Source organism: Paenibacillus radicis (ex Xue et al. 2023), assembly GCF_024722015.1.
GTDB lineage: Bacteria > Bacillota > Bacilli > Paenibacillales > NBRC-103111 > Paenibacillus_S.
Map to the genome: position 1 here is coordinate 280,696 of NZ_JANQBD010000008.1, position 21,274 is coordinate 301,969.

At 43.7% G+C, this 21,274-nt stretch carries 14 protein-coding genes; 1 reads left to right on the forward strand and 13 read right to left on the reverse strand.

Translation table 11 applies throughout. The features are described from left to right. Positions 1 to 288: 288 nt before the first annotated feature. The 5 genes from ppsA to NV381_RS13425 form a co-directional block, all read right to left on the reverse strand. Positions 289 to 2,898, reverse strand: a complete 2,610-nt coding sequence (gene ppsA, locus NV381_RS13405; protein WP_258213792.1) for a phosphoenolpyruvate synthase — start codon at positions 2,896 to 2,898, stop codon at positions 289 to 291. A gap of 374 nt (positions 2,899 to 3,272) precedes the next feature. Then, positions 3,273 to 3,938: an NAD-dependent epimerase/dehydratase family protein gene (locus NV381_RS13410; RefSeq protein WP_258213793.1), complete on the reverse strand. Its 666-nt coding sequence runs from the start codon at positions 3,936 to 3,938 to the stop codon at positions 3,273 to 3,275. 231 nt (positions 3,939 to 4,169) lie between these two features. Next, complete coding sequence (locus tag NV381_RS13415) at positions 4,170 to 5,024, reverse strand: oxidoreductase (protein ID WP_258213794.1); 855 nt, start codon at positions 5,022 to 5,024, stop codon at positions 4,170 to 4,172. Positions 5,025 to 5,253: 229 nt separating this feature from the next. After that, complete coding sequence (locus NV381_RS13420) at positions 5,254 to 6,252, reverse strand: aldo/keto reductase (protein ID WP_258213795.1); 999 nt, start codon at positions 6,250 to 6,252, stop codon at positions 5,254 to 5,256. A gap of 58 nt (positions 6,253 to 6,310) precedes the next feature. Then, complete coding sequence (locus NV381_RS13425) at positions 6,311 to 7,297, reverse strand: SDR family NAD(P)-dependent oxidoreductase (RefSeq protein ID WP_258213796.1); 987 nt, start codon at positions 7,295 to 7,297, stop codon at positions 6,311 to 6,313. A 101-nt stretch (positions 7,298 to 7,398) separates the two neighbouring features. On the opposite strand from NV381_RS13425, the gene NV381_RS13430 reads away from it, so the two are divergent. Beyond that, positions 7,399 to 7,950: a TetR/AcrR family transcriptional regulator gene (locus tag NV381_RS13430; RefSeq protein WP_258213797.1), complete on the forward strand. Its 552-nt coding sequence runs from the start codon at positions 7,399 to 7,401 to the stop codon at positions 7,948 to 7,950. 212 nt (positions 7,951 to 8,162) lie between these two features. On the opposite strand, the gene NV381_RS13435 is transcribed toward NV381_RS13430, so the two are convergent. The 8 genes from NV381_RS13435 to NV381_RS13470 form a co-directional block, all read right to left on the reverse strand. Continuing rightward, on the reverse strand, positions 8,163 to 9,194 hold the full coding sequence (locus tag NV381_RS13435) for a hypothetical protein (protein WP_258213798.1): 1,032 nt from the start codon (positions 9,192 to 9,194) through the stop codon (positions 8,163 to 8,165). Next, positions 9,187 to 9,690 (reverse strand): RNA polymerase sigma factor, encoded by a 504-nt coding sequence (locus tag NV381_RS13440; protein ID WP_258213799.1) that lies wholly within the window; start codon positions 9,688 to 9,690, stop codon positions 9,187 to 9,189. The genes NV381_RS13435 and NV381_RS13440 overlap by 8 nt, the downstream gene beginning before the upstream one ends. Positions 9,691 to 9,829: 139 nt before the next feature. Further along, positions 9,830 to 10,390 carry a GNAT family N-acetyltransferase gene (locus NV381_RS13445; protein ID WP_258213800.1) on the reverse strand — a complete coding sequence of 187 codons (561 nt, stop codon included), beginning with the start codon at positions 10,388 to 10,390 and terminating at the stop codon, positions 9,830 to 9,832. Positions 10,391 to 10,481: 91 nt separating this feature from the next. Further along, positions 10,482 to 11,006 (reverse strand): GNAT family N-acetyltransferase, encoded by a 525-nt coding sequence (locus NV381_RS13450; protein ID WP_258213801.1) that lies wholly within the window; start codon positions 11,004 to 11,006, stop codon positions 10,482 to 10,484. 1,192 nt (positions 11,007 to 12,198) lie between these two features. After that, entirely contained in the window at positions 12,199 to 14,295 is a 2,097-nt protein-coding gene (locus NV381_RS13455) for an Ig-like domain-containing protein (protein ID WP_258213802.1), read from the reverse strand. Between the two features lie 26 nt (positions 14,296 to 14,321). Then, positions 14,322 to 16,118: an S-layer homology domain-containing protein gene (locus NV381_RS13460; RefSeq protein WP_258213803.1), complete on the reverse strand. Its 1,797-nt coding sequence runs from the start codon at positions 16,116 to 16,118 to the stop codon at positions 14,322 to 14,324. 66 nt (positions 16,119 to 16,184) lie between these two features. Then, complete coding sequence (locus NV381_RS13465; RefSeq protein WP_258213804.1) at positions 16,185 to 20,501, reverse strand: fibronectin type III domain-containing protein; 4,317 nt, start codon at positions 20,499 to 20,501, stop codon at positions 16,185 to 16,187. A gap of 383 nt (positions 20,502 to 20,884) precedes the next feature. Further along, positions 20,885 to 21,274 (reverse strand): glycosylhydrolase-like jelly roll fold domain-containing protein, encoded by a 390-nt coding sequence (locus NV381_RS13470; RefSeq protein ID WP_328517114.1) that lies wholly within the window; start codon positions 21,272 to 21,274, stop codon positions 20,885 to 20,887.

Below are 21,274 nucleotides of genomic sequence, written 5' to 3' on the forward strand. Positions count from 1 at the left end.
CACTTAATTTATAAATTAATCTCAATTACGGATAACGATAAATGTTCTTTTCCTAATTCGGCAAACGCTCCTTTGGTCAAATTACGTTTATTATAACGGAACATAATATCACGAACAATATCGCGATTATTGAAATTTGTTACTTAAAGTAAAGTTCTGTTCAATCCTGTTCAATCAACTGAAACAAAGAAGCCGCCCCCATGACGGAGACGACTTCTTTGTTTACCATTTCGCTTTTCAAGCACTGATTCACCTTCACCGCGACCTCAAGCTTCACCGACGGTACCATTACAATATTTCGATATACCCTTCTGTTCCATGAACGCGAATTCGTTGCCCATCTTTTATCAGCTTGGTAGCATTTTCCACTCCGACAACTGCTGGCAAGCCATATTCACGAGCGATAACGGCTCCATGGGTCATCAGTCCACCAACTTCAGTGACCATGCCTTTAATGGATACAAACAATGATGTCCAGCCAGGGTCAGTAAAGGCGGTGACTAATATATCTCCATCTTCTAGATCAGCATCTTCCATGTTTAAGATGACACGCGCTCGTCCCTCTATAACTCCGGAAGAAACAGGCAGACCTACAATGGCTTCGGCTGGGAGATTTTCTCGTTTGTACTCACCCGCAATGATTTCACCATCAGACGTGATTACACGTGGGGGAGTTAGTTTTTCAAATAATTTGTAATCGTCTTTTCGTTTACTGATGATCTGATAATCCAGTTTATTTGTGCGTACGACTTCGTGAAGTTCTTCAAAAGTGAGATAGTATATATCTTCTTTTTCATGAATAACGCTAGCTTGTACGAGTTGTTCGGCTTCTTTCAGTAAAACCTGCTTATAAACGAAGTAGCGATTAATCATGCCGTATTTTGGATATTCACGATAACCGATGAAATTCCGGATTAAGCTGATCACTCGTTTTGTCTCTTCAGCTTTTTGTTCACCATCCGGTAATTGCTTCAATCGATCTAATAACTCTTGTTCTTTTTCTAAAGCTTCCTGACGCCCTTGCTCGAATTTCCGATTGCCAGCATTAGGCTCACAGTTTTTGATATTACTGAGAATCATGGGGACAAGTGTAATTGGTTTTTCACTCCAACGAGTTCTGGAAATATCGATTTCACCGGCACATCGCATTCCGTATTTGTTGAGATAAGCATAGATAGCGCCTTGGGTTTCCTGTCCACCATCAAACTTAACCAGTTCATCCAAAAAATTATCATCTTTTACATGTTGTAAATATTCAATTACTTCCGGATAAGGACGGATTACATCTGCGACATCCAATAGCGCCAGACCCATTTCCGAAGTAATGTTGTTTGGTACAGATTGAGAAAGCATATCTGCTGCGTTTTTTTCGCCTAACCACTCGTACATTTTTTCATTGATCCATGACGAAGCATTCATAGCCGTCATAAAAACCTTTGTACTTTGTGGGTCAAATAAAATCTTCTTTAATTCCTTGAGATCCTCCAGAATAAAATCAAATAAATCTGCTCCTGATTTCGTTTGGATGTTTTGTTTTAATTCTTCTATCGATGTTTGACTGTTCTTAATCAAATGAGAAACGATTGCCGGATCGTCTTCGATTTGTGCTTGAAAACCTGCAGACGACCTACCTTTACTGCTATTAACGGGACTCAGTTCTTTTCTATCATCTGGTAACGATTTTATAAAATCTCGCTCTATTAGGGTCATGAGTGCGCCTTTTATGAGCGGATCGGATTCCAGGGTATTTAATAAAGTTTCCCGGCCGACAGGTGTAGCCAGCCTAGGTGCAACATCAACAAACAGCCTCCCACCGGCTTTACGCATAGGCGCAGGAGTAATTAACAGATAAAAAGACAATCCCAATGGTTTTATGGGATCTGTCATCATTTGCTGATGACCAACAGATAGATAGACGTGATTTTCTTGATCATTCGCTTCAGGGATCGGGTATAAAGTCGTGATTGGCCGACTCTGGACAATATAAAATGTATCATCAACCAAACACCATTCGATATCTTGTGGGCAACCGAAATAAGCTTCGATCTGTCTTCCGATGCGTGCCAGTTGCAAAATTTGTTGTTCAGTAAGTGTTTGAGTCTTTTGCTGATCAGGATCAATCTGCTTTGTTTCTGTTCCGCCTTCTTTTCGTCCGTAGATAGCTATTTTTTTGGTTGCTATGCTCTTATCGACAATTTCCCCATCCTGTACTCTATAACAATCGGCAGATACCAAGCCAGAGACCAGCGCTTCTCCAAGTCCAAAACTGGCATCGATTGATAGCAGCTTTCGGTTGGAAGTAATCGGATCAGCGGTAAATAAAATCCCCGAAGCCTGTGGGAAAACCATCCTTTGAACGATAACGGACAAATAAACCTGACTGTGATCAAATCCATTTTGCATACGGTAGATTACCGCGCGATCCGTAAACAGGGAAGCCCAACATTTGCTGATATGCTGCAAGATGGCATCTTTGCCAATGATATTTAAATAGGTGTCTTGTTGACCGGCAAATGAGGCATGCGGCAAATCTTCAGCAGTCGCACTAGAACGCACTGCATATGCATGTTCATCGCCAAACTGGGAAAGATAGTGGGTAACTGCTTTCACAACATCAGAAGGAATTTCTACTTCCATAATGATTTGGCGAATCATACTGCTGATTTCACCAATTTGATCTCGATCATCTACTTTTAGCATTGTTAGTCGATCCAACAAAACTTGATACGTTTCGTTTTGTTCGATGGCTTTTTGATATCCCACTGTTGTAACACAAAATCCCTCTGGTACTTGTATTCCATCAATTTTTGATAATTCCCCTAAATTTAACCCTTTTCCGCCAACGAGCAAAAGCTGCGTTTTTTCCATTTCCTGAAAACCGATAACCAAAGAACTCATTCAAAATCTCTCCTAACCCTTAAATTTAGAAAAAACATTTGACAAGAGTTTCACCGACATGCTACAATAAAATTGTAGGATGTAATAATTATGTCCAATTATATTTTCGAAAATCGTAATCCGATTATATCATCGTGTCTGTTTATATGCAATATAAAAGAACCTGATAAAACTACCCAGGTTCTTTTTTGATTTCCCACTATCATTAGTCCACATCAAAAACCATGGATCGAGCCGAACACCGTCACTGCATAGTTCCCTAGCGGCCTTATGCAGCCTAAGGAATTCCTGATTCAAAGCTGAGTCTCCCCGTTTCGAAGGAATATTTCGCCTTTTTCGCTTCTCAGACGTATGTCATACAATAAATTCACTTACTAATTCCGCATACTTATATTTTTAAGCTGGTTGCTTTCAATAATAGGATTAGAATAACCGTTTCTTGCTACCTCAATCATGGCTTTTCCCAATTGTTCAGATGTAATGACACTATTCAATTTCAATAGTGATGAATTCAAAGGCTTCATAATATCATAAAAAAATTGGTATAATTTTGTTTTTGATTTCACACCATACAATGGAATGATGACACCTGGACGAAACATATAGGCCGCCTTAAATGGAAGATGCAATAAAGCATTCTCGGTTTTTCCCTTTACTCTTGCCCACATAGAGCGCCCTTCTTCGGTACTGTCTGTCCCACTTCCTGAAACATAAATAAACGTGATTTGAGGATTCAATCTTGCTAAAGTTTTGGCAACTGAAATCGTGATATCATACGTTATTCTTGTATATTCCTCCTCCTTCTTACCCATAGAAGATACTCCAAGGCAGAAAAAGCAAGCATCAAATCCAGTTATTTTATTTTCTATTGAAGATAAATCAGTTAAATTATTAAGCACAATCTCATTTAGTTTTTTATGTTGCTGACCTGTACGATTCCGACCAATCGTAAGAATTTCCTGAACTTTTTCATCCAATATACATTCCCTCAATGCACTTTGACCAACCATACCAGTTGCCCCTACTATAATGACCTTCATTTATTCAGCTCTCCCTTCTTGTAAGAAAAGCCTTTTTCCTGTGCGCGTTATGGTATTTCGGCTTTTCTTCGTTAACTCCTAGCAAGCTGACTCGACAGTCAACCGTCACTGCCTAGTCAACCATCGCGTATTCGACAGGAGCGCCACTCCCATGTGAGTTGGCCATGTGTCGGTCTACGTCATTTCGACCCAAAAATGGTGATCGGTCTTGCAAACTTCCGCCATTCTCCTTCAACTGATGATTTCATCGTAGTCGGTATTCGTGATCACGTCCAGCCAACCCTGAATTTCTTTTTGAAAAGCGTCGGTTTTTGCCCGGTATGCTGCCAGCGTATCATTCCCTAATGGCAAATGTACAGGGGGATATTCTACATTGGCAACACTAAGAATAGCTTGGGCAAGCTTGGCTGGATCCCCTGGCTGAAGCTTGTTAAATTGTGTTGCTAAGGTTCTCATCTTTCCTACGGTTTCCGCATAGTCCTCAATCTCCGTTTTCGATTGTGCCAGAGATGTGCCATCCAGGAAATTCGTACGGAAGAAACCCGGTTCGATCGCAGTTGCATGAATACCAAGCGGTGCAAGCTCAAGGGCTAAGGTTTCCGTAATTCCTTCTACTGCAAATTTCGTAGAACCGTAAAGTCCCCAACCTACCGTACCGCTTAAACCACCCCCGGAAGACATATTGATCACATGCCCCGAACGTTGTTTTCTCAAGTAAGGGAGGATGGCGCGCGTCACATGCAGCAGGCCGAATACGTTGACCTCATATAACTGCCTGATTTCTATATCGGATGCCTCTTCAATGGCGCTAAGCAAGCCATAACCGGCATTATTGACTAATACATCAATACGGCCGAAGGTTTCAATGGCTAAACGGGCTGCATCCTTGGCCTCCCGCTCATTTGTTACATCCAAACGAGTCAACAGTATATCATTAGCGTCTCCTAGATTTCCGATAGCAGACAGTTCTTGTATATTTCTTGAAGTAGCCACCACCTTGTTTCCAGACGCCAAAACCGCTTTGGCAATCTCGAAGCCCAAGCCTCGTGAAGCTCCAGTAATAAACCATACTTTTTGATCTGACATTCAAAAACATTCCTCTCTCATAAATTCAGGGAACACTATACCATAGACGAACTATCGAAGTTTTGGTGTGCGGGTCGTTTGGATTTACGAATAAAGCAGAAATATAAAGGAAACTATAGCAACATCTGGGCTCACGCTTATCCAGCGTATTGATTCATTCGTGTAGCGAAGTGCGATCCCCTCGTACTCCTGTCTAGTATTGAAGCCAGAGACTGTCAAATCGATCAGATCAATGGTTGAGTTGTGACATAAGGCCTTCAGAATAGCGGTCACCCGATGCGACCCCGACGGGGGCGACTTCGTCAAGCATGGCCAACTCTTCCTTCGATAGTACGATATCCGCCGCAGCGACATTTTCCTCCAAATACGAAATCCGTCGGGTACCGGGGATCGGGACACCACCTTGTGCGATGGTCCAAGCTAATGCCAATTGGGAGGGCTTAACACCCTTCTCTTTAGCGATGAGGCTGATCGCCTCGACGATACGCATGTTGGTCTCTAAGTTCTTTCCGCTTAGCCGAGGGTCATAGTTACGGAAGTCGGTAGGGTCGAGCTGATCGACCTTAAGCTGACCGGTTAGGAACCCGCGTCCTAGAGGTGAGTAAGGAACAAAGCCAATGCCCAATTCGCGCACCGTCTCAAACACGCCGTTAGACTCCACACCGCGCTCGAACAGAGAATACTCGGTCTGGACGGCAGTGATAGGGTGAACAGCGTGAGCACGGCGGATTGTGCTGGCTGATGCCTCGGACAGACCGATGTGGCCAATCTTACCGTCAGTGACCAGTTTGCTCATTGCTGTGATTGTTATCTCAATCGGTACCTTTGGATCGATGCGGTGAAGATATACGAGATCGATGTAATCCGTCTTCAACCGCCGTAGTGACCCTTCGATTGCCCTGATGATGTTCTCTGGTCTACCATCCACGACAGTGGTGCCGTCGACGACTTTGGGCTTGCCGTCATCAGTGAAACCAATTCCGACCTTTGTCGCGATGACTACACGGTCACGAATGCTTGCGAAGGCGAGTCCAAGCAGTTCCTCGTTGTGTAAAGGCCCATAAATCTCAGCTGTGTCGAAAAACGTGATACCGAGTTCGATTGCACGACGAAGAGTAGCCAAACTCTCCTCGTCATTACTTGGGCCATAAGTCGTACTCATTCCCATGCAGCCCAAACCTTCTACACTCACTTTTAAACCCTGTGTTCCCAATTCGACTTTTTTCATTTCTATTCTCCCTCCATCTCACCAAGATAATCGTTATTTTATTCTATTCCCACAAAAGTCAATCCTGACTCCGAGGAATAGTTCCATGAGGAATGTGCAAAAGATCCTCACTAATCGTCCAAAGCTTTTCGGCCGACACCGAATCAATCGCCCACGAACGGACTCCACGGTGCAACTGGCTGTCTGCCGATACGACCTCCTTGATATCGCCGTCTTCGCAATACACGCCTCCCATGCCGTTCAGCATCGGACTGACTGCGCACCATACGGATGTAGCGGCGCCTTGTTCGGCGGTTCTGAAGCCTTCAGAAGTCACATAGGTTCCGTCTTCGTTCCGTTTTACACCCCAACCAGCTAAATCCTCATCACTCAAGTGTCGAGCCAAGCCCGACATGATGGCGCCGGGATGAACTGCAAAAGCGCGCACTCCGTGCTCTCGTCCTCGTTTATCGAGCTCGATGGCAAACAACGAGCACGCGGTCTTCGACTCGCCGTAGGAGACAACCTTGTCGTAAGGCCTCTGCGTGAAATGCAGATCGTCAAAATCAATCGGTCCAGTCATATGACCGATCGACGAGAGAGAGACAACCCGAGCATCCTCAGATCGCTTCAGGGCTTCCCATAAACCTACCGTCAGTTGAAAATGCCCTAGGTAATTCGTCTCGAAATGGGTATCGAATCCCCGCTCGTCCTTAATCGTCGGAGGGAAGCAGACGCCGGCGTTCAAAATCAAAAGGTCGAGCGCACGATTGGAACTTCGATAGATGGCGGCAAACTCATCGATCGAGGAGAGGTCCGCAAGATCGAGCCGGATCACCTCGACATTTTTCAGTGATGCGAGTACTTCTTGTGCTTTATTAACATCACGGGCACCGACAATGACGGTTGCGCCGGCTCCGGCAAGTGCGCGCGTTGTTTCCAGCCCGATCCCTCCATGTCCGCCGGTGACGATTGCCACCTTTCCACTGAGGTCTTGTCCAGCCAGCACCTCTTGTGCCGTCGTTTCGGGTCCGAATCCCGTCTGTAACGGTTTTTGTTTGGTCATATGCTGTTTGCTCCTTAATAAAATTAGACATATAACACAAATTGTCTATGTGTCCATACTATACGAGTGGACAAAGTTTGTAAAGTGTATAAAATGGAGATATGGACAATAAAAAGAAACTGGATATTGTTGCGACAGCGCTAGAGGTATTCTTCAAGTACGGTTACAAGCGGGTATCAATGAACGAAATTGCAGAGGCCGCGGGCATTTCGCGCGCAGGTCTCTATTTATACTTTAAGAGTAAGGAGGAAATTTTTAACGCCGCTATTGTTCACCACGGCAACATCCTCATAGAGGAGATTAAGAAAGGGTTGTTGTCCCATAAAACAACGGAAGACAAAATTTTATATGCCCTCGAAGTATGGACGATCCGTAATTTTGACGATTCGTTACACTCGCCGGAATATAAGGAAATAACGGACAGCTCATATCAGTTTGCGCGGGAGGCGCTCGACACGAGCTACGGTAAATTGGAAACCTTGCTGGCCGACTTACTGGAAATGCACCCTACTGCCGCAAGCGATGTTCCTCCAGTGAGATTGGCCCATCTGGTAACAGGCGCACTACGAGGATTTAAAACTGTTGCCAAAAGCTCGGACGAGCTTCGCCATATGATTCAGGACTTGCTCCAAATCGTCACTGCTGGCCAATAGGGATCCACATTATTAAAGCCGCGCAGCTACCCGAAAGCTTATCTATTCCAATAAATCTGGAGAAAAAAGAATAACGGCTCTGTCGCTTTTGATGCGAACAGAGCCGTTTTTATCATTGTTCCACGGAATCGTAATTGGCTGTCGCGACTGAAAACGACCTTCAAACTCCCCTTGTAATACATACAATTTATGGAACTACATTTGATTTTACTCTAATGACCTTTAATCCGAATTTCTTTGTCAAAGAATACGATAGATGCGATTTCCTTATCATTTATTACATTTCCAAACGTTTTAATTGTAAGCAATTGGTTACTTAATAAATCGCTTAGTGCCAATCCGGTAAAAATGCTGGTCGTTTCTGAGGTGCCATCTTTATAGTTTATCGTGATAGGGAAGTTATCCAAATATTCGTTTACGCCAATTTCCTTTAATCCTCCGGCAGCATTGTTAATCTCCTTCAATGATTCGCTATCAATCTTCAAGGTAATTGAAATTGGCGAAACAGAGATCGTTTTTAATATTGCCTTGTAACCAAATAGCGTTATGTTTTGATCGATCTGATAAAGGTTGGAGTACTCCTTGAAATCTAGCTTAATAGCAGCTTCCCAAGAACCTGGAATGACAGTTTCAAAATTGCTGGGAAACGGATCTGCAGCTTGTAAATCATAGAGTTTCAAATCAACGGTTTGACCCACTAATGAACTATCGGTCATTATATTCATGACCAAGCTAATTTTATTGTCATTAGGATTACCCACGTCGAGTACCTCAAATCCTGTACTATGAAAGCTTTGATTTGTTGTAATCGAGGAATAAAAACGGTATCGAGCCGCATTCAGAACAGTACCTTCTGGAGCAGTAAAATCCATTAAAATATAGGTTAGATTGCTGTCTCCGATCACTTGCTTTATGGTAAGCGATCCATACTCATTTTTCACTGTTTTGTTCACTACATAAGCGCCATTGGACAAATATTCCGCCTGCTCATTATTTGCCGGTTTAAGAAATTTTATAAAAGCTGCATCTAATCCCATATATGCCGCTGCAAAAGCCGTTGTCGTTAAACAAACCATCAGCACAGCAGCCAGTACGGCATATCTTACAGGTTTCACAGTAATAAGTCTTCTTTGCCCTTTATGTTCAACCTGGCTTTGCATTACAATGTTATGAAACATTTTTTCTTTTTGTTCGGTTTTTGGTGTAAGAGCTTCAAAAATCTGATTAATATTTTTGTTACTCAATATAATTCCCTCCCAAATCCATCTTGAGGCGTTTGCGGCCTCTGAATAATTGCGTTTGGATTGTGCTTTCTTTGTGTCCTAACATCTCAGCAATTTCTTTTACCGTATATTCCTCGAAATAGTATAAATATAAAACAGTTTTGTATTTTTCGGGAAGTGAAAGCAGTTTTGCAAGCACCTTGCCAGATGGCTCAACACCATTCCAAGAAACAACTTCCGGCAAAGCGTCTAAAGTCACACGACGGGTTGTCCACCAATTTTTAAGAATGTCTTTACAGTAATTTCGGGTAGTTACCATCAGCCATGCTTTTTCATGCTCGTGGTCATTGAAAACCACTGGGGATTTAATAAGTTTTAGAAATACAGATTGAACAGCGTCTTCAACATCAACGGGATTTTTCAAGTATATAAAGCAAAGTCTGTAAACTAGATCTGCACGCCGTTGATATAGTTCGGCCAATTCTTTATCCGTACGCAATAAAGAATTGTATTCCATTTTTTCGCCTCCTATATTCAACACGATTAATGATTCAAAAATATCTCATTACATGGTTTTATTTTTTTGATTTTCAAGCAAAAGAGGAGCTGCTCAAAGCAAGCCCCTCCATTATCATTCTCCGTTAGAGCTTAATAGCTCAAAGATCCTCAAACCGACTTCCATGTATTGTTTCGAACTCAGACTTAGTCATACCAAAGTGCATCTCATCGTAATAATCCCAATTAGTGTAAACCATATTTCTAAGTTGCCCCTCTTTAACAAAACCTAGCTTCTCATGCAATGTAAGTGACGCTTTGTTGAAAGAGTAAACATGAGGCGTTACTTTTTGATAATTCAATTCATAAAAATAAAACCTTAGAACTAGGATGATCATTTCTTTTGCATATCCTTTAGAGCGATGTATGGGTACGACCACTAGTCCGTATTTAAATGTTCCATTTCTTCTGTTACATTCGAAAGTATCAATAGTGCCAATCAATTCACCTTGTAGATTTTCTGCAATAAAGCGGAAAGAGTCATCATTTCTTGGCTTTTGTTCGTTGTTCAACCATTCAACTCTTCTTTCATCGGACTGCGGCCAATAAATTGCATCAACATTCCTAGAAACTTCATCGTCAAATGATCGAAATAAAGAAATATCGGCAGTTTGTATCGCTCTTAAACTAAGAGAGGGACCGTTCCAATAATTTAGTGCCATAATCCTAGTACCTCATCTCGTGGTTTTAGTTGATTCTGTAAATTGTATTGTCACCACATATTCTGTACCCTTATCCGACTAACCTACCCGTTCAACTCAACTCTTCCCTTTTGTATTCGCGTCTGAGCATTGACATCACTGAAAGTGATTCAAATTTCACTCCATTGAAGTAACTGTCCCGAAGTGTGCCTTCAAATATAAAACCAACTGATTCATAAACATAGCGTGCCCGATGGTTAAAATCTTTCACATCCAACCATACACGATGAGTGTCGGTATTCTCGAAAATCCACGTAACAATAAGCTTCATTGCTTCTTTTCCATACCCCTGACCTTTGATCTTGTTAGCTATCCGTTTTACGCAAACAGCTTTGTTTGGATCTAAGAGGCCCGTTAATATAGCGTAGCCAACTATGTCACCCTGTTTGTTCTCGATGATTAAATGAGCTACATCTGCATTGGTTAAAGTTTCATGATGTTGTTCGAATGTCCATTGTCCAATGAATGGGGTATTATCTAAATCTGTCTCGGTTGCTAAGACAAAGGACAAATCATTTACTTCTGTTTTACGTATGTCCAGCAGAGCAGATTGAATAACCAAAACTAATTCCCTCATTTCGTGATTTCCTAAAATCAGAAGTGGCTACCTCTCATCCTGCTCATTGTTCAATCGATATCTGTTAGCAGTTTTCCACCAACGTGATTTGCTAAAGCATAGCATAGCTTTTTAAAATGGCTAGTGTCTACCAATGATTCATCGATTTCCGTGTTATAAAATCCAGAAATTCCATGCCGAAGCAACAAAATAAAACAGACCAAGATATTTTGTTGAGTACATTTCAATACTAATCTACAAGGATTGTCGAGCATCGTTTCATAAAGAATTCGTCAAAAAGATTAAACTATCCTGCTCTTTAACTTAATTCTGACAGCCTAACGAGAGATTACCCCTCTGCAGTTTGGATTGGACGATCATGATTATTTACCTCTCACCAAAGAAGAAAGGGATCAGATCCTTTCCAAGATATGGTACCCAATAGAAACCAAGAGTAGTTTCTCATGATTTTTCTATGCGACAGGAAAATGGATAATGAATAGCGAATTTACTTCAGGCAATTTGGTTCTTAATAAATATAAAAACGCGGTCCCTTATTCATGGCCATACTCCCATTGTTGTATTCCATATGTACCTTCAAAGCTAAAGCGGTGGCGTGTCTTCATCCCCTTTAGCGCTGCGAACTGCCAATCACTCGCTTAGACGGAAGTGAGGTGCGCTATTTCATTGTTTTAACGTTAGTATTCGAGTGAAACGGAACTAGGATCACTTATTTGTTAAAAAACAGGGCATTTGGGTCTATAAGAGTCGGAATAGCGCTTCGTAGTTCCGCATCTTCATGAAATGGGATGAGTTTTCAAACAATAGAGCATTGACGTTCCGTTAATCAGCGGAATTCATGTTAGATGATCCAAGGACATAGCATACGATGGATGAAAATGTTCATCATGAATTGAAATAAGGGGTAAGCTTCGCTCACCCCTAAACATATGCATCCATTTATTTTACCCACTTTCCATATAAGCACAGGTCCTGCGACAAATGAACGAGAATAGGCGTTACTTCAGAAATGCCTGTATTTTCCCCAGCAGTCGGTCCAGATCGACGGGCTTCGTATCGAAGTCATCGCATTCCGAACTGCTTCTTCACATTTAGTAATACGTCCTCGTCGTTCCAATAAGTAAGCACGATGATATAAAAAATCCCTTTCAGCGACCGTTTGCCAGCCTGCTGAAAGGGATTTTTACATTGGTTATTCGATTTTATTTGCCACTAGCTGCAGATCAAGCTCGTTGATGACGTTATCTTTATTTACATCGGCCGCTTTATGAGCTTCCCAGTTCGGACTACTGGAAGTAAGACCAAACAAGTGGGCTACAATACCGAGGTCGCCGATATCAACCTTCTGGTTTCCGTCCACATCCTCAGGAATCGTTGTGTCAGGGAGCGTTTGCCCCGAGATTGTGATTGGAGCGCTGCCTTGTACGTTCGAACCGTCCTTCGCTCTTGCGACGACCTTCACCGTCCCGTTCTTGGCAGCCTGCAGTAATCCGCTGCCGTTGATCGTTGCTTTGTCAGTCGCCGTAACTCCATCAGCTTCAAAAACAAACCAGTCAACTGAAGCGTTCGTCGCATTGCTTGGCAGGACCGTTGCTTGAAGCTGCAAGGTTCCGCCGGCGGCAGAAATCGCTGTTCCGCCTGTAACCGTAATCGAGCTGACCGGAGTACTGGATGGAGCCCCCGAAGGCTCAGCGCTTATTGGAGTGGAATTGCCGCTTTCTCCATATGCATTACGAGATGTAATTACATAGTAATACGTTAAACCGTTCGTTACTTTCGTATCTAAATAAGTAGCAGCATAGACACTGGAAGCTATCGTTGTATACGAGCCCCCGGATGACATAGCGCGTTTAACGCTGTAATACGTAGCATCGGTCACTGTGTTCCATGTTAACGTTACCTGTCCGACTCCCGGAACCGCTGTTACTCCCGTCGGAGCGCTTGGAGGGGTAGCGATGGTTTGACCGGTGATGGTGACAGTCATGCTGCCCTGTACATTCGAGTCGTCTTTCGCTCTTGCTATAACTCTTACGGTGCCGTTCTTGGAAGCCTGCAGCAATCCGCTGCCTAAGATCGTCGCTTTGTCGGTTGCCGTTGTTCCGTCAGACTCATAAACATGCCAACTGACGGATGTATTCGTCGCATTGCTTGGCAGAACATTCGCCTGCATTTGCAGAGTACCGCCCAAGGTCGATATGGTGCTGCCTCCCGAAGAGCTTACCGTGATGGAGCTCACGGGGACAATTGCCGCGTGAGGCATGGCACTCTTTTCACTTGAGTTCTCACTTTCCCCATTCGCATTTACAGCACTCACGACGTAGTAGTAGGTCGTGTTATTGCTTGCGGTCGTATCAACATGAGAGGTACCGGTAACGTTGGATACAAGCGTACTGTAAGGCCCGCCATGCCCTGTACTGCGCTTCACCGTATAGGAGGATGCGTTTTGAACAGCCGACCAGGATAAGCTAACCTGATTATCCCCGGCTGTAGCCTGCAATCCGGTTGGAGCAGCTGGCGCTGTTTCCGGGTCCGGATTCGTGGTTGAAGAGGCTGAATCGAAAATTGTTCCACTTGCATTTACAATCTTAACTTTGTCAAATTTAACCGTTGCATGTGTAATGGCTAAACCTACATTTAATGTTGCTGAAGCCATTGTGTTCGTATCTGTTTGTGTAGTATACGGACTATTGTATGTTACTCCATCTGCTGAGTAGGAAGCAGTGAATGTAGTACCCAACTTTTGCAGCTTCAGATATACCGGTGTTGATACACTGCTAACAGAACTACTACTGCTGTTATTATTAGCAAAACGTTTGTAATATCCTAAACTTCCCGTATTTGGCGTCGAAATCGTAGGGAAATAACTAGCTGTAAACGATGCACTTGTATTGGATACCCCGTTTTTAACCATCAAAGCAGCACGTGAATTTGAATTTATAACTGAATTATCTGGAGGTCCAGCTACCGAAACTAATCTTGCTGTTATAGTGAAATCGCCTTCAACCGGCATATACAAGAAATATACTGTATCTCCGTTTGCAGTTCCGCTTACACTTTGCTGTTTCCCGTCTACAGCTTCAATGTCGAATTGTGTGTTACTATAGCTTGACGCCTCTTGTTTCACTATTGTGTTGCCTGTAGACGTCCCATTCATCGTCGTCGCCGTCCAGCCGGTCGGCAGTGCGCCGGCAGCCTTTGCAGCGGGAGGAACCGCCAACTGCCACGATTGCAAAGCCATGATGATCGTGAGCAGCATAGCCATTGCTTTTTTATTGATAAAACCATTCATGATCAGCATACCCCCTATGAGGTTGTTTAGTTAATAAACCCCGCGTATTGAAGCAGTCGTTTCAGTACAACAGCAGCCTCTGCGCGAGTCGCATTCGACGAAGGCTCGAACGACTGCGATGTTTTACCATTCATAATGCCTACTTCGATGGATTGGGAGATTGCTTCTTTTGCCCAACTGCTCATCGAGATTCCATCTGTAAAGCTCTCAACACGTTTTACATTCGCGCCTTTAGGCTTGCCAACCATTTTCATTGCGCGGCCAATCATTACAGCCATTTGCTCTCGGGTGATATTTGCGTTCGGAGCAAAGCTGCCATTATCAAGTCCTTCCACAAGGCCGGCTTTTGTTGCCGCACCTACATATCCCGCATGCCAGTCAGTAACGGCAACATCCTTAAATACCGCCGCCGATTGATCCTGAGATAAACCTAGACCCTTCACTAGCAGTGCTGCAAATTCGGCTCTTGTAATTTCCCCTTTCGGAACGAACGATTGATCCGTTCTGCCGTTGACGACAAGCTTGGAAGCAAGAAGCTCAACATCGGCTTTCGCCCAATGACCGTTCATATCGGCAAACGTTTTGATGTGTTCAATCACGGTATAAATACTATTGCCCGGACGTTTGATCGTCGCTACAGTTACACCGCCCACATTCTCAAATGTTGTCGGAACGAAAGTAAGCTCTCCTGTGGCTGGGTTAAACAGTACCCCTGTCGCTTTGCTGCTGTCGACTGCAGAAGTTAGTTCAATTGTACGAGTTACATAGGTACCGCCAAAATTATCAACTGAAATGGACGAACTGCCGCTCTCTACAAAAACATTGAACTTCACTACGCCTCCGAGAAGTTTCACGCCGGATTGCTGCGCATTTGTAGATACTTGATCCGCATCCTTGCCTGAGACCTTCTCAATTTGCACAACGACCTTCAAATCTTTAACATCCGCGTTCATGGACTGAGCCAGCTTCGTGAAGTCAATAGCAGAAACAGGCAGATCATACGTTGAATTACCGTATTTGACCGATACAACCGTTTCCTTTGTTTGCTTCGATGCATCAGCCAAAGATGCTGCAGGCAGTTCTACTCGAGCTACAGGCTCATTACCTTTAACCTCGATTCCAATCCGAGTCGTGCCGCTAGCCAATTCAATCGCTTTAGTAAATGTCTCTGTGTTTACCGACACAACTACCGCTTCTTTACCGTCCGTCGTTGTCGTTTTCACAGCCTCCGAGAATTTAATATCTGCACCGCTATTGTTCTTTTCTACAGTAGGCTGATTCGTTACCGTGCTCCCTCCCGAACGCGAGCTGCCTCCCGTATTCGAAGTGCCACTACCAGCATCGATCGATGTCGAAACCGTTCGAACTGTATCCCACTTGGACTCTTGTTGTTCGGAAGATACTGCTATTAGGTTAATCAGCTTTATTTCAGCAGAACCTGAGCTAAACGGTATAAATGTAATTGTTGCAAGATCGGCATTCCCGCTTATTCCCGCTATCTTCCCCATCTTAGTATAAGCAAAAGTTATCTTGTTTCCGCTAGCTAAAGGGGTGATTGAAAATCCCGAGCCTGAGATAGACGATTTTGCTTCTTTAAAAGAAAGCTTGCTATTGTCATACTCAATAACCGCTTCATATCCATACAAATCCGCTAAATTTTCGCCTTGCAAGGTAACCGTCATTTCCTCATTAACTCTTGATACCGATGTTGATACCGCTAACGAGTAAGCTGAATTGACTTCAGCTCGGGACACTTCCGGTCCTATAGACAGTGAAAGAAGCATGAACATAACGAAGCATGTAATCCATATTTTGCAATTCATTAATGTGCCTTCCTTTCTTAGAAAAACAGGGGGGGAGATCGCTCCCCCCACTGTTCTCTTGACTGATTACGGGATAAGGTTAGCCAAATGCACAAGATCAACAATGTTAATGACGCCATCATTGTTAAAATCCAAATGCTTTATGTCATTCCATCCCTCTTGACCGGAGGTAAGTCCATAAGCTGCTGCAAGAATGGCAAGGTCACCTACATTGACTATTTGATCGCCATTCAAATCGCCCGGTATCGTTTTAATTACCTTCTCTTTAAACGACTCCAGCGCCGCATTCAGTGTTGCTGCCGCTCCTTCTACCTGCTGCTGCGTCGAGGTTTCGTTCGACAAAACAGCCTTCGCAGAATCGATTGCGGCCTGCAATGCAGCCTTTGATCCTTGAGGGTATTGGCCTATGTTCGTTCCTTCCACAGCGGAGCTATGATAAGTTTCAGCATTTGTAATTGCTGCCTGCAATGCAGTCAAATTCACTCCATTTGCTAGCTGAACATATACAGAGGCTGCTGAAGCCTGTGTAATATCTCCGCTGCTTCCTGCAAGCTTCACGTTTAGAGCCGTGATCGTTGCCGTTGCGCTTTGGGTAAGTGTTTTTGCTTTCCAATTCAGTTGGATCAAAAGCTCATCCGTCGAAACAGCAGCTGTTTGGCCCAAACTTGCCACTATAAGACGAACTTGGCCCGGCGTATCCTGCTTCACCTGAACAATGGATAATCCAGCCTTTAAAGACTCCGCAGAGACAAACTCTAATTTGTCACTGTCGTATTGGAATGTGATGTCTTGTGCAAAAATAGCGCTTGAAACGTTGCTCAAACCGTACTTCGTATTAAAGGTTGTGCCGAATGCAACCGGCTGTACGCTAGGTAGCGATACACTCGGCGTGTTGCCAACAGGTACCGCAGGCGTTGCACTTACTTGACCCGACGGCAAGCTTTCACCATTCGCATTAACAGCTGTTACTACATAGAAGTAAGCGCTTCCGTTCGTTAAGCCTGAATCTACGTAAGATGTCAGCGTTACATTAGAAGCAATCGTTGAAAACGTACCGTTTTGGCTAGTGCTTCGCTTCACGGTATAAGACGTTGCACCTGAAGAGGCTGCCCAGGAGAGCGTAACCTTGGCATCGCCCGCTGAAGCAATGACGGAGCCTGGAGCGGATGGTGTCAGAGTTGGCGTTGGTTCAGTTGAATTGCCCCCTACAGATAAAAGTTGAGCTGTGTAAGCTTTTATTTTATTCATGAGTGCTGCATTAATGCTATACGATGCGTCATCGATCGAATTATTAAACTCCCAAGTAAAGTCTCCCTTATTTAGGCGTCCGGCTTTTGCCGTAACCATTTGTTCAACATTACTTACGGCATCAATATTAGCTGCATTTACTCCCGTATCGACCAAGGTATCAAAGTTATTATAAGCTGTTCCACCTTTTAATGTTAGGTATGAACTGGGAACCGCTTCATTTCTTGACGATGCCAGATATGCGTCAAATGATGTTGCATTAGCCGGAGCTGTTCCTGTATTGGAATTTGCGTAAATAAGATTTCCGGGATCAACAATAATATTATTGTAGGCTTTAATCATACCTCCAGTTTCACCGGAGAATGTGCCATTAGCAACACCATCTTTAATATCCGTTCCTTGTAAAGAAATCATCATTGGATTTTTAGCATTTCTAAAATAATTGGATTCTACAAAGATGGAACTTCCTGTTGTAGCGCCAACGCCATATTTTGCGATTCCATCATAGAAGTTATTATATACATGAATAGTTCCCGTTCTTACACGTGGATGACGAGAGTCTGAATGATCAAACCAATTATGGTGGAAGGTTACAAAAAATTCAGATGATTCACTCAAACCAACCAGTGAAGATTTTCCGGAATCCCAGTAGTGATTGTACGAGATTGTGATATACGTCGATGCGCCTTTAAGGTCAGTTGAACCGTCACCTTTGGCTTGGTCAGCATCTCCTCCTGCAGTTCCATAGAAAATATCATTATTATGCAGCCAAACATTAACATTACCTGTATCAAGTGAAATGCCATCGTCAGGGAATAACATCACGCCTAAGTTTCTTATTTCTACATTACCGGCATATCTAACCAGGAATCCCCATCCATACGCATAAGCATCGTCTCCGATACCTTCAAGCGTAACATTCATTTCGTCATAATTTGATTTACCTTTTACTTCAAGATATCCACTGCTGTTAAGTTGCCCACTCATGTCAGAAGCTGTAACTTTTCCAATGAATCGGAATGCAAGTGGCGTTTTATCATAGCCTTTTTGTCTTAGTTTTAAAATTTCACCTATACCAACGCCTTTTGTTACAGCACCTTTGCTGCTGGTTATTACATCAAGGGTAACTGTTTTTGCAGTCGCAGATGTTACATAAAGAACTTGAGCGCCACTCTTCAGTGTACCATCGTTATTATAAGCACCTGAACCCGTTTTAAATGGTGAGCTTGCTGAAAAAGCAAATCCAGATCTGTCATGCTTCGCTACGGATAGTATATCGGAAACAGCACTTGCTCTTGAACCATCTGGCAGTACCGCTTCAACTTTCATTACATAATCTCCAGCTGCAAGCCCAGTAGCGTCAGCTCTCCAATATGCAGCGTATCTGCGGATTAATTGAGTATCAATTTGTACATATTGTGAATCCGATGCACTTACAGGTTTAACGTATACATTATAGCCCTGAGCATTGCTTACAGGCGCCCATTCCACATAGGCCGTTTCAAACCAACCTCCATTCTTGGATAATGTAGGACTAAAAGCATCCAGCGGTACAGGAGCAACGGAGACAGCAGCTGAATTTACACTCTCACCGTCGATGTTGACAGCCGTTACAACGTAGTAATAAGTCGTACCATTAGTCAAGCCGGTATTCGTGTAGTTAGTCGCTGTCACGCCTGTAGCCACAGCCGTAAAGTTCTGGCCGTCCGTACTCCGCTTCACATTGTAGCTGGTCGCTCCGTTTACAGCGCTCCACGATACGTTTACCTTAGCGTCAGATGCAGTAGCCTTTACACCTGTAGGCGGCAGCGGCGGTGGCGATTGCACCGGTTTTGCCTGCACTTCTGTTACGTCTCCGCTCGGACCTACTTCATTCACAGCGGAAACCGTAAAGTAATAAGTTGTATTGTTGGTTAAGCCTGTTACCGTGTGCGAGTTGGATGCAATGCCCGTTACAGAGATGTAAGGACCTCCGCTGGTCGTAGCATATTTAACCGTGTAGCTTTGTGCTCCGGCTGCAGCATTCCAGTTCAATATAACCTGGCTGTTTTGCGCTGCGGCAGTCAACCCTGTAGGCTTGGCTGGCGGTTGCGGCTTCAGCGGTGTAGCCGTAGCCTGCGAGGAGTCCGTACTCTCCAGACCGTTACTACTAGCGGACACCACAAAGTAATAGGTTGTGCCATTGTTTAACCCATTGTCCACATAAGAACCAGTTGTAATGCCGGACTGAACGCTCGTGTATGGGCCGCCATTTGTATTCGAACGCTTAACGGTATAGCTCATCCCATTTATTGCTGTCCAGGACAGATTAACTTTTGCATCACCTGCCACAGCCGTTAAGCCGGTCGGCGCAGCTGGACGGACGATTTTCGTAGATACTTTAATATTATCGTAGTACATGTTCGATGTCTGTTCGGTCGTTGTAAAGCCAGACAACTGCGAAACTTCAGCCGCCGAATTTGCTTCCGTCTCAGATAATTCGAACTGGCCTGCTGTCACGTACGCTCCAGAAGAACCTGCCCGTGCGTACGCTTGGGCTTTTTTGGCATTGGTATCGATTTCAAGCTTAACCTGATACCAAACGTCCTTCTGATAGCCTGCAATAACCTTTTTGTTAGATTTGGCGCTGTACAAATATTGGGACAAGTTCGTCCCATTATCGCTGAGCCTCAATTCTATTAGCGCGTTACCGGCCTGATTCTCAACCCTCATTACTTTATAGCCATGGCTGTCCAAGGCGGTCTTCTCGACGCGCCAGTCGAAATCGACAGTTACAAGACCGGTAGCGGACGAAGGCAGCTTGCGGACAAACTTGGTGTCGCCCGTAGTAACAGCATCCTTCACCTGCAAAACTTTACCCGTCTTGTCATTGTTAACCGTCGGGTTTGCTATGCCACTTGCATTAATAACTGCTATATCATTAGTAGGCGTTCCTGGATTAGGCGTGATTACATAGCCGTTGGCTTCCAGATCAGTACGACCTGTCATACTTTCATAGTCATCGTTAATGATATCGGTTATTACGTATTCATCGGCGGCTTGTACTGCCGGAACGAACAAAGGAATCCCCGACAATAGTAAATTTAAAACAAGCGCGAATGTGACAACCATACTTAATAGGCGTTTCCCGTTCATTGAGTCCTCCTGTAAGCTTTAGTTTGATTGCATGTGGGATTTACTTTTACTACATGCCACTTCCTTTGAAATCATTCTTCTGACGACTCATAATCATTCCCATGTCCCCCCATTCTTAACTTCATCGCCTTTGATTCATTGATTATATAAGCTCGTATTTATTACAACAATACTCTTTTCTTAAGCCATGACATGTCTGAGCAAATATCTGACGTAATGATTATCGTTGTTATAGAAGACGCGAATACATAAAAGCCTCACCCCGGTTAAACCGAGATGAGGCTTTTCGTACATATCCAATCGTTTTCGGATCAAAACCGGACGGACCCTTGACTAGCTATGCCGTATGCCGAACTTTTAACCGGTGTATAAGTTCATTCCCTTCAACTTTCGGAATCAATGATACTTTTCACCTTGACGGGACCTAAGAGTCCGCTTGGTTCCTGCTGTGCAAAGGACGATAAGAAGTCACGCTGATCTTTCACCAACGTATTCGTAACTTCAACGGCAAGCTTGTTGTTGCCCTTCTTTATCAGGCCATTGATCTCCAAACAGTAAGGAGGACAGATGCGTACCCCGGCTTGTTTGCCATTTAACCATACTTCTGCCGTTTCATAGACCTCACCCAAATCTAACTGAATTTGGCTCACGGACTCGTTCCACTCAAATTCCGTTTCATAACGATAAGTTCCAGTAAAACGTGTTAAATAGTCAGGACCACTCATATTTGTTAATGCCGTTAATTTTCCCCATTCCTTGAACTGAGGCTTCAA